This is a genomic window from Flavonifractor hominis (assembly GCF_040095835.1).
In the GTDB taxonomy this organism is placed as follows: Bacteria; Bacillota; Clostridia; order Oscillospirales; family Oscillospiraceae; genus Flavonifractor; species Flavonifractor hominis.
Map to the genome: position 1 here is coordinate 1 of NZ_JBBMFT010000001.1, position 22,103 is coordinate 22,103.

Below are 22,103 nucleotides of genomic sequence, written 5' to 3' on the forward strand. Positions count from 1 at the left end.
AGGCCACCATCACCCGGGAGCAGCTGGCCGTCATGCTCTACCGCTACGCCGGCTCCCCCGCCACTGAGGGCAGCCTGAGCGGCTTTGCCGATGCCGCCTCCGTGTCCGCCTGGGCACAGGACGCCATGGAGTGGGCGGTGGCTGAGGGCATCCTCACCGGCAAGAACGGCTCGGCTCTGGATCCCCAGGGCACCGCCAGCCGCGCTGAGGTAGCCATGATGCTCATGCGCTTTACCCAGGAGCAGAACGGCTGAGACCATCCAAGCAATACAAAAGAGCGGCCTCCGGAATCATCCGGAGGCCGCTCTTTTTAAAATGCAGAAAATTCGTTGAGTTATATTTTAGAAACGGTAAGAAAGCGGAAAATATGAAATAGTCATAGATTAAAAGAGTGAGAGCTGAAAAGATAGAAACACTGCTTCCCACAAATAATAGAATCCGATAGAGAAGCAAAAAACCCTGTAACCGTAAGGTTACAGGGTTTTTGTTTGGCGCAGAAGGAGGGATTTGAACCCTCGCGACGGTTTCCCGCCCTACTCCCTTAGCAGGGGAGCCCCTTCGGCCACTTGGGTACTTCTGCATGCCGAATACGTTTGCACTCTTCAGTTGAAGAAATGTGGCGGAGAGAGTGGGATTCGAACCCACGGATGCTTCCACATCGCCGGTTTTCAAGACCGGTTCCTTCAACCACTCGGACATCTCTCCACGTCCGCTCTCCGGCCAAATGCAAAAAGAATGATACCATATATTTTTGCAGTTGTCAACTATATTTTGAAAAAAGCATGGGGGATTGCATGTTCTATTTCCGTGCCCTGTCCGCATACCTGTGAAATGGAGGTGAGATCATGGGATTTCTGGAGCGGCTGGGGAATTTTATCTGGAACCCGTGGCTGCTGGGACTCTTTTTGCTGACGGGTCTATATGCCTCGGTGCGTACTGGATTTTTTCAGATATTCCGGTGGCGGCTCTGGATGCGGGTAACAGCCGGGGCGCTTTTCAAGGGGCAGCGGCAGAGGAAGGGCGGGGGACTTACACAGCTGCAGACGTTGTCCACAGCATTGGCGTCCACCATAGGTACAGGATCCATTGCTGGAGTCGCCACGGCAATTTTTTATGGTGGTCCAGGTGCGGTATTCTGGATGTGGGTGTCGGCCTTTTTAGGGATGATGACAGGCTGCCTGGAAAAAACGTTGGCAATACGATACCGGGAGCGCAGCCGGGATGGAGGGTGGCAGGGCGGACCTATGTGCTATATGGAACACGGATTGGGTAGTCGGTTCCTGGCGGCCTGGTTTTCTGTGTGCTGTATAGCAGCTTCGTTGTGTGGAGGAAATATGGTACAGTCCAACTCCATCGCCGCAGCACTGGAGGCTACGTTTGGCTGGGATCGGCTTGGGGTAGGTATCGTGACTGCTTTGCTTACAGGAATCGTCATTCTGGGAGGAATCGGACGCATCGGTGCGGTGAGCGAGAAGCTGGTACCCTGTATGGCCGCCCTTTTTCTGGGGGGTGGACTGATCGTGCTGATTTGCCACGCCCGGATGATTCCTTCGGTGCTGGAGCGTATCGTAACAGAGGCATTGACCCCAAGAGCGGCTCTGGGCGGTGGCGCAGGGTATGGTATGGCGTCTGCCATGCGCTACGGTGTGGCCAGGGGAGTGTTTACCAACGAGGCAGGTATGGGGACTTCTGCCATGGCTCATGCAGCCTCCAATGTCAAAGAACCGGCGGAGCAGGGAATGTGGGGGATTTTTGAGGTATTTGTGGCGACGATCCTGGTCTGTTCCGTCAGTGCGCTGGTCATTCTGACCAGTGGTGTCTATCAGCCGGAGGAGGCGCTGAAAGCGCTGGCGGAAGGAGCGGTGGAACCCGCAATGGTAGGGGCCCCCCTGTCTGCTGCTGCCTTTGCAACGGTATTTGGGCGGTGGGGAGGCGTGCTGGTATCAGTTTGTCTGCTGCTGTTTGCCTTTACGTCCCTTCTGGGGTGCAGCTATTATGGAGAACGTGGATTGGAATACCTGGGAGGGATGCGCTGGCGGGGGGCTTACCGGGCGCTCTTCCTTCTGGCCATTGTGGGAGGAAGTGTGGGGGACGTAGCTGCTGTGTGGCAGTTAACGGATGTGCTCAACGGTCTGATGGCCCTGCCCAATCTGTGTGCCATTTTACTGCTCTCGCCCCAGGCATTGCGCCTGCTGCGAACATGGGTAAACGCACAATAAAAAACCACCGCACAGACAGCGTTCTGTCTGTGCGGTGGTTTTTTATCATGCGGCGTCGGTCTGGGCTGGAGCAGCCCGGTCCAGAGTGATCGTACTGCCATCCAGAATGGAGTTATCCGCCCCTTCTACAGCGGGTGTGTGTTGGATAGTGACCGAGTCACCCACGTTAAGAATGACCACAACGGGACTGTCGGCGGCCGAGATGGAGTAGTAGACGGCCTCGCCCTGCAGGCGAATGAAGTAATAAGAATTACCGTCCATTACGGCTGAGCGGATATCATCAATGACGCCGGAGACCTGAGTGGTAGGCAGCTCTTCCGCGCTGACCAGCCCGCGGTTATTGAGCAGCTGAATATAATTCTGCTCACACTGGGAGACGGTAGCGCCGGTGGCCACGATCTGATACTGTGCAACATTGACCATGGCGTAACTTTTGACCAGGTTGGTGTTGTCCTTCAGGGGGATAAAGTAGGTGGGCTGGTCGGAGATATTGAGCAGCAGAGGGAAGGTGGCTGTATAACCCAGATCCTGCACCACACCCATGGCAGATGCCTGGGCGGCTTTTTCCGTAGCACCAGGGGCCTCATAGAACTTGGTCTCTTTGGTACGCTGGTTGGAGAGCAGGAAACCAAGATTGGACTGGTCGGCATTGGCGGAGGTGACGCCGGTGTACATATATACATCGTCGTTTATGGCGATATAGTTGGAATCGGCGGTGGTGACCGTCACGTCCCGCTGGCCAAAAATGGAGTTGATAAAGCCGTTGACCAGAGTACCGTGGTAGTCGTACTGCTGCATGATGAGTTCAGGGGTGTAGACATTGTCTACCCAAGAGGGAATCTCTTCCTTCTCATAATAGGTACACTGACCGGTGATGGCATCCACCAGAACAGCCCCCTGGATGTCGGCCCCGCCAAAGAGACCGATGGTCTTGACGATACGGGGCGCAATCCACCAGGGACGGCCATCCTCGTCGATTTCAAACTGAGGTGTACCAAAAATATAGGTAGGGAATTGGAAGCGCAGATGCCGCACGATATTGCGGTTGAGCGGTTCGGAGAAGGAGTATTTCATCCCTTCCTCCAGCCGCACGACGGTAGCCTCCTGGGTCACCATGTCCACCACCACGTAGGCGGGAAGGCCCTGAGCACGGTTGGTAAACCACTTGATGATGTCGGCATATGCGATGGGGGCCACCCGGACCGGACGGCCTTGATAGTTGATCTGAGTCGAGTCAAAGGAGTACTCAAACTGGCTGACCATATCGCTGAGGGTACCCATCTGCCGGTCTCCCAGATACTCTGCCGAACCCTCATCCAAAGTAGGGATCTCGTCGAAGGAGATCTCGGCAATATCGTCGGTAAAACTGCCGTCCTCCACGGTCAGAAGCTCACGGTAATCGCTGGCCCGGAAGATTGGCATGGAGATAAGGGAACCGATCAAAGCAATCAGAAGAAGCGCGAGAAACAGCAATCCTACAGGCAGACACTGGGATTTAACAAACCGGAAGTAATCGCCCGGGTTGTTGTTTCTAGATAAGCCCATACCAGAGGTAATCAGAGCGAAAAGTACATATACTACACAGAGCACGCCAATAAATGTGTAGAAATCCCCTGACTGCAGGTTGATGGGCGGCAGAGTCACATAGAAATAGATGAGTCCTACTATAGCGGTAAGAATCAGGTTCAACAGAATCTTTCCCGGCGAGAGGTTTCTGACTGTGCCGTTGTACCGTTTTTCTGGTCGTTCCATATGCATTCTCCTTTGGTCCGAAAGGCCGGACGGAATAATTGTAGTATAGCCGAAAATAGGTCCAAAGGCAACGGATAGCGAGCGGGGAGCAGATTAAAATTACATTAAGACAGCGGGAAAAAGATTGTAAAGTTCTTGTAAAGACAATTGACGGTTTCCTTTACATTCGCTATACTACTGCTGGAAAACATATAGAATCAGAAAAAAGTGTGTAAAGAGAAGGAATGAATGTAAATATGAATACGAGCATCCTTTTGGGGCTGTTGGGCGGTTTGGCCTTGTTCCTCTATGGTATGCAGATGATGAGCGCTGGTCTGGAGGCTGCGGCCGGTAACCGGATGAAGAGCATTTTGGAGAAATTGACCTCCAACCGCTTTTTGGGGATTTTGGTAGGCGCCGGTATTACCGCTGTCATCCAGTCCTCTTCGGCCACCACGGTTATGGTCGTGGGGTTTGTTAACTCCGGCATGATGACGCTGCAGCAGGCGGTGTGGATCATCATGGGCGCCAACATCGGTACCACGATCACCGGACAGCTGATCGCGTTGGATGTGGGGGCTATGGCACCTCTGTTTGCCTTTGTGGGTGTGGCAATGGTGGTCTTTCTGAAAAAACCCCAGATCCATCACTATGGCAATATTTTGGCTGGCCTTGGCGTGCTGTTCATCGGCATGGAGATGATGGGTTCGGCCATGGAACCGCTGCGGGAGTGGCCGGCGTTTGTGGAACTGGTGAGCACGTTCTCTAATCCGCTGGTTGGTATCCTGGCAGGCGCCGCGTTTACGGCTCTGATCCAGTCCTCCTCGGCCTCGGTGGGCATTCTGCAGGCGCTGGCGATCAGTGGTGTCATTGGACTGGACAGCGCGGTCTATGTGCTCTTCGGTCAGAATATCGGTACCTGTATCACGGCAGTTCTGGCCTCCATCGGGACCAGCCGCAACGCCAAGCGGGCCACAGTGATCCACCTGATGTTCAATGTGTTTGGCACCATTCTCTTTACGGTTATCTGTATGACGACACCGCTGACGAGTTTTGTGCAGTCTTTGGCGCCTACCAATCCCGCAGCGCAGATCGCAAACATGCACACGCTGTTCAATATTGTCACTACGCTGCTGCTGCTGCCCTTTGGCAAGTATCTGGTGCAGCTTGCTCTGCATATCCTGCCTGAGCGGAAGGAAGAGCAGGAAGAGGGCATGCACCTGTCCTATCTTGTGCCACTGCCGACCCACACCAAGCAGGAGCATCCTATTGGATTTTCGGCTATGTATATCACTCAGGTCCGGCAGGAGCTCAACCGGATGCTGGAGATGGCGCGAGGCAATATTGCCACCGGATTTCAGGCGGTGCTGAAGTGTGATCCTACCCGGCTGGAAGGGGCGGAAGCCACAGAGGAATATTTGGATTACCTCAACAAAGAGATCTCTCAGTATATTTCCAAGGTGATCGTACACGAGACCAATGAGCGGGATTCTGCCGCTATCAGCGCTTACTTCAAGATCACGGGCAATATTGAGCGGATTGGCGACCACGCAATGAATATCTGCGAGTACACGCAGATGATGTCGGAAAAGCACATCCATTTTTCCGAGCAGGCACAAAATGAGATCCGGACCATGGAGAGTGTGTGTCTGGAGGCATTGGATCTGCTGCAGCAGGAGAACATCCAGCCGATGGAATGGCTGACCAAAGTATCTGCGCTGGAGCAGAGAATGGACGACATGACGGAGGAATATCGCCGCAACCAGATGGCGCGCATGCGGGACGGGATCTGTTCGGATGAGGCGTGCATCATTTTTTCGGAACTGCTGACCGACTTTGAGCGGATCGGCGACCATGCCTTGAATATTGCCCAGGAGCGGGCTGGTATTGGTACCGAGAGCTGACCGGCGATCATAAAATCCTGCCCGACAGAGGCGGGCAAGCAAAAAGCTGCTGCAGGAGTTTTCCTGCAGCAGCTTTTTAAATCTCTAAAGACATTGTGATTTGCGGTAGAAATGTCTGTGTTTCTGTGTTATGCTTTACAAAAACTTGGAGGGGAACGTAGTGACAAGAACAAAGAAAATTGGGGTGATATGCGCCGGATTGCTCGGGATCTGCTTGGTGGGCGTTGCCGTTTCCTTTCTATTCAGACCGTTAAATGATAAGATTACCATTGATGGTTTGTCCGATGCTGCCGCTAGCAACGACTATATTCTTGTAAAGGCAGAAGAGGAGTATTATGAATTGCAGGGTTCGGAGGCATTTGCGGCTCTGTTTGATTTTGGAGCATGGCAGCAAGAGAAACAGGTCCCAACAGAGGAACCGGTGCTGATTCTCCGGTTTGCTGAATTGTGGATTGTGGAATTTTATTCAGACGGAATGGCGGCTGCGTATAATGGCTATTCCGCACCGGAAGAAACGTCGGAAGCATATTATAGCCTTCCGCCGCAGGTTATGGGCGATTTGACTGCTTATATCCAACAGTACGGGGAAGCACACGAGCTTGGCGATGGCGCCATTGGCGCTTCGACGTTCCGTCATTGATCGACCTTTTTCTAATGGAGCCATATGCTGCGGTGATGCGGATATATTTAGGGGAACTGGTCCCGTAAAGATAGAAAAACAGACAGGCGCTGTAGGTGCAGCGCCTGTCTGTTCTTTAATTGTGAAATTACAGGCCCTTGATGGCGTCAATGGCGCCGATGACCGCACCGCGGAATCCGCTTTTTTCCAGCGCGGCCACGCCCTTGATGGTGATGCCGCCGGGAGAACAGACGGCGTCCTTCATAGCGCCGGGGTGGGTGCCGCTCTCCAGGTAGAGCTTTCCCGTGCCGCTGATCATCCGGGCAGCCAGACGGTAGGCGGTAGCCCGGGGCAGGCCGTGCTTGACCGCGCCATCTGCCAGAGCCTCCAGATACATGGCGGTAAATGCGGGAGCACAGCCGCTGATGGTATCCGCGGCAGAGACCAGCTTGGCGGGGAGCACTTCGATGAGTGCGATCCGCTCAAACATCTGGGTAAACTGCTGGAATTCCTCAGGAGAGAGGGAATGCTTGTCCTCACAGAGCAGCGTACCCTCCTGCACGGCGATGGGGGTGTTTGGAAGGGTGCTGATGTGATGGGTACCGGCGGGCAAAAGGGCCTCGTAATCCTCAAAATAAAGACCGGAAGCGATGGAGATGACTACCTTGTCACCCAGAAGGGAGGCGATGGGAGCTACCACGCTTTCAATCAGATAGGGCTTGACTGCCAGTACCACACAGTCGGAGTGACGGACCACATCTTCCGCACTCTTTTCCGGATGGATACCCAGCAGAGCGGCATTTTGCTGCAGTTTGTCATAGTGGGCTGCGCAGGCATAGATTTGCTGCGGAGCGCATGTACCGGTGGCTACCAGACCCTTGGCAATGGCCTGGGCCATGTTGCCATAGCCAATAAAGCCTACGTTCCAGGAAATACTCATCGAATGTGCCTCTCTTTCTGTTATAAATGAATCACAGCGCACTGCACTGCGCTTCGATATCGGCCTCGCAATCCTTCATGGCCTGCAGGGTGCGCTCCAACAGGTCATTGAGTTCCCAGCCCAGCAGTTCGGCGCCTTGGGCGATGGTCTCGCGGGAGCAGCCCGCGGCAAAACGCTTGTCCTTAAATTTCTTTTTCAGACTGGACAATTCCATATCCTGTACGCTTTTGGACGGGCGCATCAGCGCCGCCGCACCGATCAGACCGGTCAGCTCGTCTACCGCAAAAAGCACACGCTCCATCTCGTGTTCGGGCTGCACATCGCACTTTGTCATACCCCAGCCGTGGCAGACCACGGCATGGATGAGTGCGGGGTCCAGGTCCAGACCTTCCATCAGCTCCCGAGCCTTGACGCAGTGCTCTTCCGGATACTGCTCAAAGTCCAGATCATGAAGCAGGCCGGCCTGGGACCAGAAATCTGCCTGTTCTCCATAGCCCAACTGCTTGGCAAACCAGCCCATCACAGCTTCCACCGTCAGCGCGTGGCGCAGATGAAAGGGCTCCTTGTTATACTGCTTGAGCAGGTCCAGGGCCTGCTCCCGTGTCAGCTCCATATGTTGGACGCCTCCTCATATCAGCGATACTTTATCATAGCACAGCCTGGAAGTGGTTGTAAAGGGGACGCAAGGCGTGCCCAAGAAACAATTGTGAGGCGGTAGGATATCTGGTATAATGAAACCAAACGGATCCGGAGGACGGTGGAGAAAGGACGGGAACCGCCATGGCCGCAAAGATGCTATACACCGTGATCGTTGCCGACGATGAAGATGAACTGAGAGAAGCGGTATGCACCATGATCCCCTGGGAGGAGTACGGTTTCTGCCTGGTGGGAAGTGCCAGCAACGGATTGGATGCCCTGCAGTTGGTGGAAAAACATGAACCGGACCTGCTGCTCACGGATATCCGGATGCCATTCATTTCCGGAATTGAGTTGGCCAGGCAGGTACGGGAGGTACGGCCGGCCACCAACATCGCGTTTTTGAGCGGTTATGATGATTTTGAGTACGCCAAACAGGCCATCCAGTACAACATCATCAGCTACATGCTCAAGCCCCTGACACTGGAGGGACTGGGGGCCGAGCTGCGTACCATCCGTCAGAAGATCGATGCTCGGTTTGCCATGTTCCGGCAGGCAGCGCCGGGAGGCGACGGGCAGGACACGAAGGCGGCCATGCTGATGCCGCTGGTGTTGGATGAATACGCCGAGCCGGAGGGGGAGGCCAGGGTGGAGGCCTATGCCCGGCAGTGTGGTCTGCTGCGAGATCTGCAGGACAGACCTTGCTACACCGTTATGGTATCCACCCTGTTGAAGGAGGACGGGGGCAACTGTACCGCGCCCTCTTTTGTGGCGCCGGTGGACCGTCTGGCCTGCAAATATCTGCGCAGTGTCAGCTTCTTTGCCTCTGGAAAGGTCATTTCAGTGCTGCTCGGCAATCCGTCGGACTTTGAAGAGTATTTGCACATTCTGGCTGATGAGATCCCGCAAATGGCCGCCCGGGTATTGGGTGTGTGCTGCCGCATTGGGGTCAGTCGTATGGTACGGTCGCTGACCGCATTGCACGATGCCTATCGGGAGGCCATGGAGGCCCTTCGGCAGGGGGACCGGAGTGAGGGGGGGCCACAATTTATTCGGGATCTGACCCCTGCGGTCAAGGGAGGCAGCCTGCTGTGCAGACGGGCGTTGGATGCACTGGATCAGCACTATATGAACGCCAACCTCTCTCTCGTGTCTCTGAGCGGCATGCTGGATGTCAGCCCGAATCACTTGAGTGCCTGTATCAAAAAATATACTGGCGAGACCTTTATCAATATCCTGATCCGCAAGCGCATGGAGGCGGCGCGGGAACTGTTGGTTACCACCCCGCTTCGGATCCAGGAGGTCGCCCAGCGGTGCGGCTATACCGATCAGCATTATTTTAGCTACTGTTTTAAAAAGTACTGCGGTGAATCGCCCAATGCCATGCGGCGCAGGCTGGATGTGGAGAAAGTGGGGGAGGGGCTGTGAAAGGGAATGTTTCCCGAACAGGGCTGCGCATTACCACCATCTTGGTTTCCATGGTGGTAGGGATGGCTGCGGTTATTCTGTGCTGCTGTATTTTCCTGTTTCTCAACCGCTACCGCAGCGCCATGGTACAGAGCGCTCGTACCACCAGTGCTCAGGCTGTGTCTCAGGTGTCCAACACGGTGGGAAATTATTTGAATGATATGAATCAGGCCATGGAGTTGGTGGAGCGCTCCATGTCAGAGAGTGCGGACAGTCGGGACAAGCTGCTGTCCGCCTTTTTGAACTTTCGGCCCGACGTGGTGGCGGTGACCAGTTATTCCATAGAGGGCACGCTTTTGGATTGCTGGGCCACCAAACGGGAGCCCAGGGAGCAGATCTTTCAGAATCTCTCCTTTGATTTGGAGAGAGCCCGTGCTTCAGAGGGGCCTTACATGACGGCACCTCATGTGACAACTCTGTTTGAGGGCTACTATCCCTGGGTGGTGACCATGACAGCGCCGCTGTCCGGAGAGGGAGAAGCGGCATGGGTATCCCTGGATCTGAGCTTTTCCGGGATCTCCAGTTACATCAACAACGTCAGCATTGGCCAGCGGGGCTATTGCTTTCTTATGGACAAAGACGGTGGTATCGTATATCACCCTCAGCAGCAGCTGCTGTATGCGGGATTGAAGAAGGAAGATACCGCCTCCCTGGCGGGTATGGAAGATGGAGCTTACGCCGATGACACGGTGATCTATTGTATCACCGGTGTAGCGGGCAGTGACTGGCGGGTGGTGGGCGTCAGCTATGTGGATGAGCTGGTCAACCGAAATGTATGGGAGATGCTCCGGCTATCCGTTTTGCTGGCGGCGGTGGTGCTGGCAGCGGCTCTTCTGACCAGCTGGCTGCTCTCCAGTTTGCTGGGCCGCCCCCTGCAGGGACTGGCGGCGGCTATGGAGAGCTTTGAAACCGATGCCGACCGCTTTACCTACCGACCGGTGGGCGGGACCCGGGAAGTACAGGAGCTTTCGGATTCCTTTGGCCATATGGTGCTGCGGATCCAGCAGCTTATGTCCACGGTCCGGGAGGAGGAGGTCAATCTGCGCAAGACGGAGCTGAAAGCTCTACAGGCTCAGATCAATCCTCATTTCCTGTACAATACGCTGGATTCCATTGCCTGGATGTGTGAACAAGGGCGCAATGCGGATGCGGTCAAAATGGTGCACGCTCTGGCCAGGCTGTTCCGGATCAGCATCAGTAAAGGACATGAGCTGATTCCTATTGCCAAAGAGATCGAACACGCCGAGAGTTATCTTCAGATCCAGAAATACCGCTACAAAAATCAATTTACCTATACCTTTGACGTGGATCCGGAATGCCTGGACTACTACTGCAACAAGATCACGTTGCAGCCTATCATTGAGAATGCCATCAACCACGGCCTGGATCTGCTGGTAGAGGAGGGGGAGATTCGGGTAAAGGTATGTCAGGAGGAAGCGGACATCGTATTTTTTGTCCAGGACAATGGCGTGGGCATGAGCCAGGAACAGCTGCGTTCCATCCTGCAGCATGATCCCAGGGACCGGACCGGTATTGGAATCAAAAACGTCAACGACCGCCTCAAGATTTATTTTGGCGGACGTTATGGGCTGCGTATTACCAGTGAACCGGATGTGGGTACCTGTGTGGAGATCCGCATGCCGAAGATACGGGAGGGTGACTATGAGGCAAAGTAAAAACATAGTCCTCAGCGCAGTACTGCTGAGTCTTATGCTGTGCGGATGTGCTGGAGATGAGCCCTCGACCCAGCAGCATACGGTGGCGCTGGTAGCCAAGTCAACGCAGACGGAATTCTGGCTCTCGGTTTTTGCCGGAGCCGAGACCGCCGCAGCGGAGTACAATTTAAAGCTCACCATCATCGGTCCGGAGACGGAAGAGGATTATGAAACCCAGAACCAGATGGTTGCGGAGGCGGCGCAATCCGGTGCGGAGGCGATCGTATTTTCCGCCATCGACTACGAGAACAACGCAGCTGCCATTGACGCGGCGGCCCGGGAAGGCGTAAAGATCGTGGCCATTGACAGCAGCGTGGATTCCGATATGGTGAGTACCTACATCGGCACGGATAACTACGCAGCAGGCCGGATGGCGGCGCAGGCGGCACTGGAACGGGTAGAGGGTCCGCTGCATGTTGGAATTGTCAATTATGACATCAGCAGTGCCAACGGTCAGGAACGGGAGCGGGGAGCGGTAGACGCGTTTTATGAGAGCGGACGGGCCGAGATTGTGGCTGTGATAAATACTCTGGCGGAAGCCAGCCATGCTCAGACGGATACGGTATCCCTTCTGACACAGTTTCCCGAAATCGATGTGCTTCTGGCATTCAATGAGCCCACCAGTGTAGGGGCCGCCCAGGCTGTGGCTGAACTGGGGGACTCTGAGCGTGTCTTTCTGGTAGGCTTTGACTCCAATGTGGTCACCGTTGATGCGTTGCAGGAAGGTGCTGTGGACGCACTGGTGGTGCAGAATCCATACGCCATGGGCTATCTTGGTGTGGAGAGCGCCTATAAGCTTCTGACCGGACAGGAAGGCGAGTTGGAGGCAACCGTGGATACCTCTACCAAGATTGTGGACCGGGAGAATCTGTTCAGTATAGACAGTCAGAAAGCGCTGTTTGCCTTTGAACAGTAGAAGTTGGTCAAAATGAATAAAAAGTACGTCCTATAATTTTATAGATTGTTCTGTTCGCATAATAATTTGCCCTTCTTTCGGTGAATTTTCACCTTGTTTTTCCAAATCAATTCTTCTAGAATGAACTTGAACGGATGGGTCAAAGTAAGGTGATCTATTCAAATTGCGAGGAAAAAGGAGAATCGATATGAAAAAGAAGGTACTTGCATTGACGCTGTCAGCCACGCTGGCGCTGAGCCTGGTTGCCTGCTCTGCGACCACGGATTCTACCCCTTCCGACGCTCAGGGAAGCAGCAGCGGCGGCAGCGAGACGACCACAGTTGCCAACAAGGATAAGCCCCTGGTCTGGTTTAACCGCCAGCCTTCCAACAGCTCCACCGGCGAGTTGGACATGACCGCGCTGAGCTTCAATGAAGACACCTACTATGTGGGATTCGACGCCAACCAGGGCGCCGAGCTGCAGGGTACCATGATTCTGGACTACATCACCAAGGCCATTGAGAGCGGCGCTGAGATCGACCGCAACGGCGATGGCGTCATCGGCTATGTTCTGGCCATTGGCGATATCGGCCACAACGACTCGATCGCCCGCACCCGCGGCGTCCGTGCCGCTTTGGGTACTGCTGTGGAGACGGACGACGTCATTGACAGCACCCCTGTAGGAACCAATGTGGACGGTACCTCCACCTTTGTAAAGGACGGTACTCTGGAAATCAACGGAAAGACCTACACCGTTCGTGAGCTGGCCTCTCAGGAGATGAAGAACTCCGCCGGCGCCACGTGGGATGCCGCTACCGCCGGCAACGCCATCGCTACCTGGGCCTCCTCCTTCGGTGATCAGATCGATATCGTGGCCTCCAACAACGATGGCATGGGCATGTCCATGTTCAATGCCTGGTCCAAGGCCAACGAGGTCCCCACCTTCGGCTATGACGCCAACTCCGACGCGGTTGCCGCCATCGCGGAAGGCTACGGTGGCACCATCAGCCAGCATGCTGACGTGCAGGCCTATCTGACGCTGCGTGTGCTGCGCAATGCTCTGGACGGTGTGGACATCGACACCGGCATCGGCACCGAGGATGACGCGGGTAATGTGCTGGGCAGCGACGTGTTCTACTATGACGAGGCTTCCCGCTCCTACTACGCACTGAATGTGGCGGTTACAGCGGAAAACTATCAGGACTTCATGGATTCTACGGTGACCTATGCTCCTGTTTCCAACCAGCTGGATGCCACCGCTCATCCCACCAAGAATGTGTGGCTGAACATCTATAACTCTGCCGATAACTTCCTGGGTTCCACTTATCAGCCTCTGCTGCAGAAGTATGATGATCTGCTGAACCTGAACGTGGAGTATATCGCCGGTGATGGTCAGACGGAGTCCAACATTACCAACCGTCTGAGCAACCCCAGCGCCTATGACGCTTTCGCCATCAATATGGTGAAGACCGACAACGCCGCCTCTTACACCGGCCTGCTGAGCCAGTGATTGGGCGGGATGTCTTAGACATCCGTTAAGAAATAACCGTATGCTGTTAGGGAGAAGGAATTCTCCGTTCGGGAGAAAACACATCCCGTTCGGGAGGAGGAATTCTCCCTAACAGCAGTTAACTTGGAAAATCCGGCAGGATCAGGCTTTTCGCTGAAACTGCTAGTATGCATAACGGGAGTAACAAGAATGGCAGATGCGAAAGATGATATTGTCCTGTCAATCCGCGGCATGAGTAAGTCCTTTGGCCGGAACCGGGTACTGGATCACATCAATCTGGACATAAAACGCGGCACAGTCATGGGACTGATGGGTGAAAACGGCGCGGGCAAGTCGACGATGATGAAGTGTTTGTTCGGTACTTATCAGAAGGACGAGGGAAAGATTTTCTTAAACGGCAAGGAAATCAGCTTCTCTGGTCCCAAAGACGCTCTGGAAAACGGGATCGCCATGGTGCACCAGGAACTGAATCAGTGCCTGGAGCGGAATGTGATCGATAACCTTTTCCTTGGACGGTATCCGACCAACTCCGCCGGTGTTGTGGACGAAGGCAGGATGAAGAAAAAAGCGTCCGAGCTGTTCCGTAAGCTCGGAATGACCGTCAATCTAACTCAGCCCATGCGGAATATGTCGGTTTCGCAGCGGCAGATGTGTGAGATTGCCAAAGCAATTTCCTACAATTCTCAGGTGATCGTTCTTGATGAGCCGACTTCCTCCCTGACGGTGCAGGAAGTAAACAAGCTCTTTGAGATGATGCGGATGCTGAAAGAACAGGGCATCGCGCTCATCTACATTTCTCATAAGATGGATGAGATCTTTGAGATCTGCGATGAGATCTCGGTGCTCCGGGACGGCAATCTGGTTATGACCAAGCCGTCGAAAGAGACCAATATGAACGAGCTGATTACCGCCATGGTGGGCCGTTCTCTGGAGAGCCGCTTCCCGCCGGTGGACAATCAGCCGGGAGAGACGATTTTGTCCGTTCAGCATCTCTCTACCAAGTTTGCCCCTCATCTGCAGGATATCTCCTTTGATGTGAGGGAAGGAGAGATTTTTGGCCTGTACGGCCTGGTAGGTGCCGGGCGCACCGAGCTGTTGGAAACGATTTTTGGCGTGCGTACCAGAGCGGCTGGGCGTGTCTATTTTAAAGACAGGCTGATGAATTTCGGCAACGCCAAGGAAGCGATTGAGCATGGCTTTGCCATGATCACGGAGGAACGCAAGGCCAACGGACTGTTCCTAAAATGTGACCTCACCTTTAATACTACGATTGCGAATTTGAAACAGTATAAGGCCGGCGTGGCGCTGTCCACACCCAAGATGGTCAAGGCGACAAATAAGGAAATCAAGGTCATGCATACCAAATGCATGGGGCCTGATGATATGATTACCAGTCTATCCGGCGGCAATCAGCAAAAGGTCATCTTCGGCAAGTGGCTGGAACGGGAACCCCAGGTCTTTATGATGGATGAGCCAACCCGCGGCATTGATGTGGGAGCCAAGTATGAGATCTACGAACTGATCATCCAAATGGCGAAACAGGGCAAGACCATCATCGTGGTTTCCTCTGAGATGCCTGAGATCCTGGGTATTACCAACCGCATCGGCGTGATGTCCAATGGACACCTGTCCGGTATCGTGAACACCAAAGAGACCAATCAGGAAGAACTTTTGCGTCTTAGCGCAAAATACCTGTAAGTAGGAGAAAACGCTTATGGTAGCAAATAACACAAAAATTCTTACGGCTGAGCAGGAAGCGCAGCTCCGGCAGCCTATCGATGAATATGTCGGTGCCATTCAGGAGAAGGTCAACGCTTTGCGGGCGGATGGTACCGACAAGGTCATTGAGATTCAGAATACAATTGACGCTTTGAAACGGGACCGTATTTATACGGCACAGGAGAAGGCGGAAAAACTCCAGGCACTGACCAAGGAGCTGGAAACAGCCAAAGCGGTGGAGAGCAAGAACAAAGACCAGATCGCAAAGCTGATTTCTGACGCGGAAAGCTATCTGAAAGCCCATTTCAACACGGACTATTATCAGTCGGTGGTGGCCAGCTGCAGGGAAGAAAAGGTGCTCGCCGAACAAAATTATCAGGCAGCAGTGGCTCAGCTGGAGAAAGAGCACCAGGCTACGGTATCCAAGCTGAGTGATCCGCGTGAGATCAAGGACGAGAAGTATGTCCACAAGAACCGTCTGTTTGATGCCAAGATGCAGCGGACAAAGGCCCTTCAGGAGGTCAAGGACCGGCAGCACGCAGCCTTTGATCATAAGTACCATCTGATCGATCTGCTGCGCATGTCCAAGTTCACCTTTGGTGAAGCCATGGCACAGAAGTGGGAGAACTACAAGTATACGTTCAATCGACGGGACTTCCTGCTGAAGAACGGCCTGTATATTGCCATCATCATCATTTTTGTCGCGCTTTGTATCATCACACCTATTATAAAAGGGCCGAATGTACAGCTGCTGACCGTGAACAACGTGTTGAACATCCTGCAGCAGGCCTCGCCCAGAATGTTCCTGGCCCTCGGTGTGGCCGGACTCATCCTGCTGGCCGGTACGGACCTGTCCATTGGACGTATGGTGGGCATGGGTATGACGGCGGCCACCATTATCATGCACCAGGGTGCTAATACCGGTTCGGTGTTCGGCCATGTTTTTGATTTCACCGGTGTGCCGGTGATCGGACGGGTGATTTTGGCTTTGGTGGTGTGCATCGTACTGTGTACCATCTTTACGACCATCGCCGGATTCTTTACGGCTAAATTTAAAATGCACCCCTTCATTTCCACCATGGCCAACATGCTGGTGATCTTTGGATTGGTGACCTACTCTACCAAAGGCGTCTCCTTTGGTGCCATCGACTCCAGAATCCCCAATATGATCATTCCCCGGATCAACAATTTCCCCACCATCATCCTGTGGGCGGTGGCGGCAGTCGTTGTTGTGTGGTTCATCTGGAACAAGACGACCTTTGGTAAGAACCTGTATGCAGTAGGCGGGAATCCGGAGGCGGCTTCTGTTTCCGGTATCTCCGTTTTCTGGGTTACGGTAGGCGCTTTTATCATGGCCGGTATCCTGTATGGATTTGGCTCTTGGCTGGAGTGCCTGCGTATGTTCGGTTCCGGCTCCGCGGCATACGGCCAGGGCTGGGAGATGGACGCCATCGCAGCCTGCGTGGTGGGCGGCATCTCCTTTACCGGCGGCATCGGTAAGATCTCCGGTGTCGTGGTGGGTGTGTTTATCTTTACTGCTCTGACGTATTCTCTTACCACGCTTGGTATTGATACCAACCTGCAGTTCGTGTTCTCCGGCATCATTATTCTGGTTGCCGTTATGCTGGACTGCCTGAAGTACGTGCAGAAGAAGTAAAAACGTTCAGATGGAGCGGAAAGTCGCTGCAAGGCCAAGGCGTTAGATCCGCCTGCCTTGCGGCGACTTTTCTTTGATTCTCAAGGCGTAAAGAGCACTTTTCATTCGATGGACAATATGCTATGATGAAACAAAAAGCCTCTGGATATACCGGCGGCGGTGTGCTGGGGCGGAAAAGGGAAGTGGATGACCATGAAAGATTTGGGGGCTGTACGCAGAGGGTTGGCGTGCGGAGAACTGGACGGGATTCTGGAACACCTTCAGTATGGGAACCCGGCTGATGCCCGGCAGCGGGTGGAAGAAGTGCTGGACGGGTTTCAGCGTACGTTTGGAGTAGGGGAAGAGATTCCCGTGGCCCTGTGTTCTGCTCCGGGCCGTACGGAAATCTGCGGTAACCATACGGACCATCAGCATGGACGTGTGCTGGCTGCGGCGGTGAATCTGGATTTCCTGGCCTGTGCTGCTCCCAATGGAACGAACACCATCCGCTTCCAGTCTCAGGGCTGGCCTATGGTGGAGGTGGAACTGGACACCCTGGAGCCAAAGCAGGACGAAAGGGAGAGCACGGCCGCCCTGGTGCGGGGGATGGCGGCTCAGGCCGCACAACGGGGTTACCCTGTGGCGGGGTTTGATGTATACGCAGTTTCTGATGTGCTGCCTGGCTCTGGATTATCCTCTTCGGCGGCCTGTGAGGTACTGCTGGGAGTCATTGAGAACCACCTGTTCTGCTCTGACGAGCTGGACCCGGTGGTCATTGCCCAAATGGGCCAGAAAGCGGAAAACGTGTTCTTTGGCAAGCCAAGCGGCCTGATGGACCAGACTGCCTCCTCGGTGGGGGGCGCGGTAGCCATCGATTTTGCCGACCCTTCCTCCCCTGTGGTACGGAGTATGACGGTGGATCTGACCAAGGAGGGCTACGCCCTGTGTATCATCGACTCTGGGGCCAGCCATGCCGATTTGACGGCGGAATATGCGGCGGTTCCTCAGGAGATGGGCGCGGTGGCGGCCTTTTTCGGTAAAACCGTGCTGCGGGAAGTGAAGGAAACCGACGTGCTGAAAGAACTGCCTCAACTGCGTCGGGCGGTGGGTGACCGGGCAGTGCTCCGGGCCCTCCACTTCTTTGACGACGACAAGCGGGTGGGACAGCAGGCCGATGCTCTGGAGAAGGGTGACTTTGATGCATTCCTGGATCTGGTAAACCAGTCCGGCCGCTCCTCCTGGGAACTGCTGCAGGATATCACGCCTGCCGGGGCGGTAAACGAGCAGGCCATGGCGGTAGCTCTGACTGTGGCGGAGCGCGCTCTGGCGGGACGGGGGGCCTGTCGGGTCCATGGCGGCGGCTTCGCTGGTACCATCCAGGCGTTTGTCCCTTTGGACAGCCTGAAAGAGTTCCAGACCCAGGTGGAAGCCGTGCTGGGAACGGGCAGCTGCCACGTGCTGTCCATTCGTCCCGTAGGCGGCACCGTACTCTGGGGCTGAGTGTTTAAGCGAATTGTTGGATGAGAAAGGAGCACATTTTCTATGGCGATTTTGGTATTAGGTGGAGCTGGGTACATTGGCTCCCACACGGTATATGAGCTGATTGACGCCGGACGTGAGGTGGTGGTGGCTGACAATCTGCAGACCGGCTTTAAGGCTGCTGTCCACCCCAAGGCCAAGTTCTATCAGCTGGATATCCGGGACCGGGGGGCTCTGGATACCCTGTTCCAGGCGGAAAAGATCGACGGAGTGATTCACTTCGCCGCTTCCTCGCAAGTGGGGGAGTCCATGTCCGATCCCCTGAAGTATTATGACAACAACCTCTATGGCACCATGGTGCTCCTCCAGTCCATGGTAGCTCACGGGGTGGACAAGATTGTCTTCTCATCCACCGCCGCCACCTACGGTGAGCCGGAGCGGGTACCTATTCTGGAGGATGACAAGACCATCCCCACCAACTGCTATGGCCAGACCAAACTGGCTATGGAGCACATGATGGGCTGGGTGTCCCGGGCTCACGGGCTGAAGTATGTGGCCCTGCGGTACTTCAACGCCTGCGGCGCACATGTCTCGGGAAAGATCGGGGAGGCCCACGATCCGGAGACCCACTTGATTCCCATCATCCTGCAGGTGCCCAATGGCCAGCGCGAGGCGGTGAGCGTGTTTGGCAACGACTATCCCACCAAGGACGGTACCTGCATTCGAGACTATATCCACGTCACCGACCTGGCCCAGGCCCACATTCTGGCTCTGGATTACCTGATGTCCGGCGGAGAGAACAACGTGTTCAACTTGGGCAACGGCGTGGGCTTTACGGTACAGGAGGTCATCGATGTGGCCCGCTCCGTCACCGGCCACCCCATCCCGGCCAAGATGGCACCCCGGCGGGCAGGAGATCCTGCGCAGCTCATTGCCTCCTCTGAGAAGGCTGTCCAGGTGCTGGGCTGGAAGCCCAAGTATAACGATCTATCTACCATCGTGGCCACGGCCTGGGCCTGGCATAGGGACCATCCCCATGGCTTTGAGGAGGGATGAGCATGGAGCGTGACCAGGCCATTGCCAAATTGCTGTCCTATGCGCTGGATCAAGAGCTGATCCAGCCGTCGGAGAAGCTATGGGCAGCCAACGCATTGTTGGAAGCTCTGGAGCTAGATGGCTGCATCCTGCCAGAAGAGCTGCCCGCTGTGGCAGAGGGCGAGCTGCCTGCTGTGCTGGAGGCCTTGCTGGACGACGCTGCGGAGCGGGGTGTACTGAAGGAGAACACCATTACCTACCGGGATCTTTTAGATACCAAGCTTATGGGAGCGCTTACCCCCCGGCCTGCCCAGGTGATTGAGAAGTTTCAGGCTCTATACCGGGAGTCTCCTCAAAAGGCTACCGACTGGTACTACAAATTCAGCCAGGATACCAACTACATCCGCCGAGATCGTATTGCGAAGGATGTGCAGTGGAAGGTAGAGACCGAGTATGGTGAGTTGGACATCACGATCAATCTCTCCAAGCCGGAGAAGGATCCCAAGGCCATCGCGGCAGCCCGTAATTTGCCCGCCGCTGCCTATCCGCGGTGCCAGCTGTGTGCAGAAAATGAGGGTTACGCCGGCCGGGTGAATCATCCTGCCAGACAAAATCACCGCATCGTCCCCATTACCATCAACGGCTCGCCCTGGTTTCTGCAATACTCCCCCTATGTGTACTACAATGAGCATTGTATCTGCCTAAACAAGGTACACACCCCTATGAAGATCGACAGGGCCTGTTTCGGCAAGCTGCTGGACTTTGTGGGGCAGTTCCCGCACTACTTTGTGGGCTCCAATGCCGATTTGCCCATTGTGGGCGGCTCTATCCTGGCCCATGACCACTTCCAGGGCGGCCGGTATACGTTCGCCATGGAGAGAGCACCGGTGGAAACCGAATTTGACTTTCCGGGTTATAAGGATGTGCGCGCAGGCATCGTCAAGTGGCCCATGTCTGTGGTGCGCCTGACCTGCGCCGACCCTGCACGGCTGGTGGAGCTAGCCAACCGTATCCTGTTGTCCTGGCGGAGCTATACCGATGAGAGTGCTATGATTCTAGCCGAGACCGACGGGGAGCCCCACAATACCATTACTCCCATTGCCCGGCGGCGGGGGAGTGACTACGAACTGGACCTGGTGCTGCGCAACAACCTGACTACCCCGGAACATCCTCTGGGATTGTATCATCCCCACGCCGAGCTCCACCACATCAAGAAGGAAAACATCGGACTCATCGAGGTCATGGGTTTGGCGGTGCTCCCCGCCCGCCTGAAAACGGAGCTGGCTACTGTAGCGGAGAAGCTGGTGAAGGGCGAGGACTTGCGGACAGACCCGCTGACAGAGTCGCATGCCAGCTGGGCAGAGGGATTTAAGGATAAGTATACCATTACCAGGGACAATGCCCTGGACCTTGTATACAAGGAGACTGGCCTGGTCTTTGCCAAAGTGTTGGAGCATGCAGGTGTGTATGCCCGCACGACCGAGGGCAAAGAGGCTTTCCTCCGCTTCTTGAGGCAGGTGTAAACTGTGGCGGAACTGATATGGCAACCTTTCGGACTGACTGCCGACCGGCGGGAAGTGGAGCTCTGGACCCTTCGGGCCGGCCGGTATGCCGCCCAGGTGCTGACCTATGGTGGTATTCTCCGTTCTTTTACCGTCCCTGCCGGTGAGGGAGAGCGGGACATCGTACTGGGGTGCGAAACTCTGGCGGAGTACGAGGCGCAGGACAAGTACCTGGGCGCCTTGGTGGGACGGGTGGCCAACCGGATCGGCGGAGCCTCCTTTGACTTGAATGGAACGACCTACCCTCTGGCAGCCAACAACGGCCCAAATTGTCTCCATGGAGGGATCCGCGGCTTCAATCAAGCGGTGTGGCAGGCCCGGGAGGAGAATGGAGCTTTAGTGCTCAGTTACGTTAGTCCAGACGGGGAGGAGGGCTTTCCGGGCAGGTTGCAGGTGCGTGTAACCTATACCCTCACGGCCGACGGAGTGCTCACTTTGGACTATCAGGCCGAGAGCGACGCCGATACCCTCTGCAATCTGACGAATCACAGCTATTTTAATCTGCTGGGCCATGCCTGTGGCTCTCTAAAAGGCCAGCAGATTCAAATCTGGGCCGATGCTATTACGGAAACCGATGAAAACAGTACGCCTACCGGAATATTGCTGCTGGTAGAGAATACGCCTTTTGACCTGCGTCAACCAATGGAGTTTATCCAGGGCTTAGCCATGGAACACCCCCAGCTAACACTGGGGAATGGGTACGACCACAACTTTATCCTGAGTTGTCAGCCTCGTTCGCCCATGCACCTGGCTGCCCGGGTCACCGGCGGTGGGCTGTGTCTGGAGTGTTATACGACCCAGCCGGGGCTTCAACTCTATACTGCTAACTATCTGGATGGTACACCGGGAAAAGAAGGTGCCTCCTATGGACCAAGGTCGGCCTTTTGCCTGGAAACCCAGGCTTGGCCGGATGCGGTGCACCATCCACAGTTTCCAAATGTGGTCCTTCGGGCGGGAGAGAGCTACCATCAGCGGACCGCCTATCGGGTGACATCTTTTTGAATTCGGTTGACAGACGGAGTATCCATAGCGATGC

Annotated in this window: 17 protein-coding genes and 2 tRNA genes; 14 read left to right on the forward strand and 5 right to left on the reverse strand. The window is 55.0% G+C overall.

What is annotated here, in order from left to right; all coding sequences use genetic code 11:
* The coding region (locus WMO45_RS00005) for an S-layer homology domain-containing protein (RefSeq protein WP_349138575.1) at nt 1-254 on the forward strand (254 nt) is incomplete at its 5' end.
* Between the two features lie 235 nt (nt 255-489).
* Here WMO45_RS00005 and WMO45_RS00010 read toward each other — a convergent pair.
* Together WMO45_RS00010 and WMO45_RS00015 are read right to left on the reverse strand one after the other, a co-directional pair.
* Nucleotides 490-580 (reverse strand) — tRNA-Ser (locus tag WMO45_RS00010).
* A 37-nt stretch (nt 581-617) separates the two neighbouring features.
* Nucleotides 618-705: transfer RNA gene (locus WMO45_RS00015), tRNA-Ser, on the reverse strand.
* 140 nt (nt 706-845) lie between these two features.
* Between WMO45_RS00015 and WMO45_RS00020 the strand changes: the two genes are divergently transcribed.
* Nucleotides 846-2,219: an alanine/glycine:cation symporter family protein gene (locus WMO45_RS00020; RefSeq protein WP_349138576.1), complete on the forward strand. Its 1,374-nt coding sequence runs from the start codon at nt 846-848 to the stop codon at nt 2,217-2,219.
* A gap of 45 nt (nt 2,220-2,264) precedes the next feature.
* Here WMO45_RS00020 and WMO45_RS00025 read toward each other — a convergent pair whose 3' ends face one another.
* On the reverse strand, nt 2,265-3,971 hold the full coding sequence (locus WMO45_RS00025) for a CvpA family protein (protein WP_349138577.1): 1,707 nt from the start codon (nt 3,969-3,971) through the stop codon (nt 2,265-2,267).
* Between the two features lie 236 nt (nt 3,972-4,207).
* On the opposite strand from WMO45_RS00025, the gene WMO45_RS00030 reads away from it, so the two are divergent.
* The gene (locus WMO45_RS00030; RefSeq protein ID WP_349138578.1) at nt 4,208-5,854 is read left to right on the forward strand and encodes a Na/Pi cotransporter family protein; all 1,647 of its coding nucleotides are present in this window, start codon (nt 4,208-4,210) and stop codon (nt 5,852-5,854) included.
* 160 nt (nt 5,855-6,014) lie between these two features.
* On the forward strand, nt 6,015-6,494 hold the full coding sequence (locus WMO45_RS00035; RefSeq protein ID WP_349138579.1) for a hypothetical protein: 480 nt from the start codon (nt 6,015-6,017) through the stop codon (nt 6,492-6,494).
* 127 nt (nt 6,495-6,621) lie between these two features.
* Here WMO45_RS00035 and proC read toward each other — a convergent pair whose 3' ends face one another.
* Nucleotides 6,622-7,413, reverse strand: a complete 792-nt coding sequence (gene proC / locus WMO45_RS00040) for a pyrroline-5-carboxylate reductase (protein ID WP_349138580.1) — start codon at nt 7,411-7,413, stop codon at nt 6,622-6,624.
* Nucleotides 7,414-7,444: 31 nt separating this feature from the next.
* Nucleotides 7,445-8,026 (reverse strand): hydrolase, encoded by a 582-nt coding sequence (locus WMO45_RS00045; RefSeq protein ID WP_349138581.1) that lies wholly within the window; start codon nt 8,024-8,026, stop codon nt 7,445-7,447.
* Nucleotides 8,027-8,193: 167 nt separating this feature from the next.
* Here WMO45_RS00045 and WMO45_RS00050 point away from each other — a divergent pair, with 167 nt between their 5' ends.
* The 10 genes from WMO45_RS00050 to WMO45_RS00095 all read left to right on the forward strand — a co-directional run bounded on the left by WMO45_RS00050 (nt 8,194) and on the right by WMO45_RS00095 (nt 22,069).
* Entirely contained in the window at nt 8,194-9,477 is a 1,284-nt protein-coding gene (locus WMO45_RS00050; RefSeq protein ID WP_349138582.1) for a response regulator, read from the forward strand.
* Entirely contained in the window at nt 9,474-11,192 is a 1,719-nt protein-coding gene (locus tag WMO45_RS00055; RefSeq protein WP_349138583.1) for a cache domain-containing sensor histidine kinase, read from the forward strand. The genes WMO45_RS00050 and WMO45_RS00055 overlap by 4 nt, the downstream gene beginning before the upstream one ends.
* On the forward strand, nt 11,179-12,147 hold the full coding sequence (locus tag WMO45_RS00060; protein WP_349138584.1) for a substrate-binding domain-containing protein: 969 nt from the start codon (nt 11,179-11,181) through the stop codon (nt 12,145-12,147). The genes WMO45_RS00055 and WMO45_RS00060 overlap by 14 nt, the downstream gene beginning before the upstream one ends.
* Nucleotides 12,148-12,334: 187 nt before the next feature.
* Nucleotides 12,335-13,636 (forward strand): substrate-binding domain-containing protein, encoded by a 1,302-nt coding sequence (locus WMO45_RS00065; protein ID WP_349138585.1) that lies wholly within the window; start codon nt 12,335-12,337, stop codon nt 13,634-13,636.
* Nucleotides 13,637-13,825: 189 nt separating this feature from the next.
* Entirely contained in the window at nt 13,826-15,334 is a 1,509-nt protein-coding gene (locus WMO45_RS00070; RefSeq protein ID WP_349138586.1) for a sugar ABC transporter ATP-binding protein, read from the forward strand.
* A 16-nt stretch (nt 15,335-15,350) separates the two neighbouring features.
* A complete protein-coding gene (locus tag WMO45_RS00075; protein WP_349138587.1) occupies nt 15,351-17,012 on the forward strand; it encodes an ABC transporter permease subunit in 1,662 nt (553 codons plus the stop codon).
* 192 nt (nt 17,013-17,204) lie between these two features.
* Complete coding sequence (locus tag WMO45_RS00080) at nt 17,205-18,491, forward strand: galactokinase (protein WP_349138588.1); 1,287 nt, start codon at nt 17,205-17,207, stop codon at nt 18,489-18,491.
* A 42-nt stretch (nt 18,492-18,533) separates the two neighbouring features.
* Nucleotides 18,534-19,526, forward strand: a complete 993-nt coding sequence (gene galE / locus WMO45_RS00085; RefSeq protein ID WP_349138589.1) for a UDP-glucose 4-epimerase GalE — start codon at nt 18,534-18,536, stop codon at nt 19,524-19,526.
* A 2-nt stretch (nt 19,527-19,528) separates the two neighbouring features.
* Nucleotides 19,529-21,028 (forward strand): UDP-glucose--hexose-1-phosphate uridylyltransferase, encoded by a 1,500-nt coding sequence (gene galT / locus WMO45_RS00090; protein ID WP_349138590.1) that lies wholly within the window; start codon nt 19,529-19,531, stop codon nt 21,026-21,028.
* 3 nt (nt 21,029-21,031) lie between these two features.
* Complete coding sequence (locus WMO45_RS00095) at nt 21,032-22,069, forward strand: aldose epimerase family protein (protein ID WP_349138591.1); 1,038 nt, start codon at nt 21,032-21,034, stop codon at nt 22,067-22,069.
* The last annotated feature ends 34 nt before the right edge of the window (nt 22,070-22,103 follow it).

What these genes read in the sequence shown, in the direction of transcription:
- WMO45_RS00020 (WP_349138576.1), top strand. Translation starts at nt 846, where the DNA reads ATGGGATTTCTGGAGCGGCTGGGGAATTTTATCTGGAACCCGTGGCTG.
- WMO45_RS00025 (WP_349138577.1), bottom strand. Translation starts at nt 3,971, where the DNA reads ATGGAACGACCAGAAAAACGGTACAACGGCACAGTCAGAAACCTCTCG.
- WMO45_RS00030 (WP_349138578.1), top strand. Translation starts at nt 4,208, where the DNA reads ATGAATACGAGCATCCTTTTGGGGCTGTTGGGCGGTTTGGCCTTGTTC.
- proC (WP_349138580.1), bottom strand. Translation starts at nt 7,413, where the DNA reads ATGAGTATTTCCTGGAACGTAGGCTTTATTGGCTATGGCAACATGGCC.
- WMO45_RS00045 (WP_349138581.1), bottom strand. Translation starts at nt 8,026, where the DNA reads ATGGAGCTGACACGGGAGCAGGCCCTGGACCTGCTCAAGCAGTATAAC.
- WMO45_RS00050 (WP_349138582.1), top strand. Translation starts at nt 8,194, where the DNA reads ATGGCCGCAAAGATGCTATACACCGTGATCGTTGCCGACGATGAAGAT.
- WMO45_RS00060 (WP_349138584.1), top strand. Translation starts at nt 11,179, where the DNA reads ATGAGGCAAAGTAAAAACATAGTCCTCAGCGCAGTACTGCTGAGTCTT.
- WMO45_RS00065 (WP_349138585.1), top strand. Translation starts at nt 12,335, where the DNA reads ATGAAAAAGAAGGTACTTGCATTGACGCTGTCAGCCACGCTGGCGCTG.
- WMO45_RS00070 (WP_349138586.1), top strand. Translation starts at nt 13,826, where the DNA reads ATGGCAGATGCGAAAGATGATATTGTCCTGTCAATCCGCGGCATGAGT.
- WMO45_RS00075 (WP_349138587.1), top strand. Translation starts at nt 15,351, where the DNA reads ATGGTAGCAAATAACACAAAAATTCTTACGGCTGAGCAGGAAGCGCAG.
- WMO45_RS00080 (WP_349138588.1), top strand. Translation starts at nt 17,205, where the DNA reads ATGAAAGATTTGGGGGCTGTACGCAGAGGGTTGGCGTGCGGAGAACTG.
- galE (WP_349138589.1), top strand. Translation starts at nt 18,534, where the DNA reads ATGGCGATTTTGGTATTAGGTGGAGCTGGGTACATTGGCTCCCACACG.
- galT (WP_349138590.1), top strand. Translation starts at nt 19,529, where the DNA reads ATGGAGCGTGACCAGGCCATTGCCAAATTGCTGTCCTATGCGCTGGAT.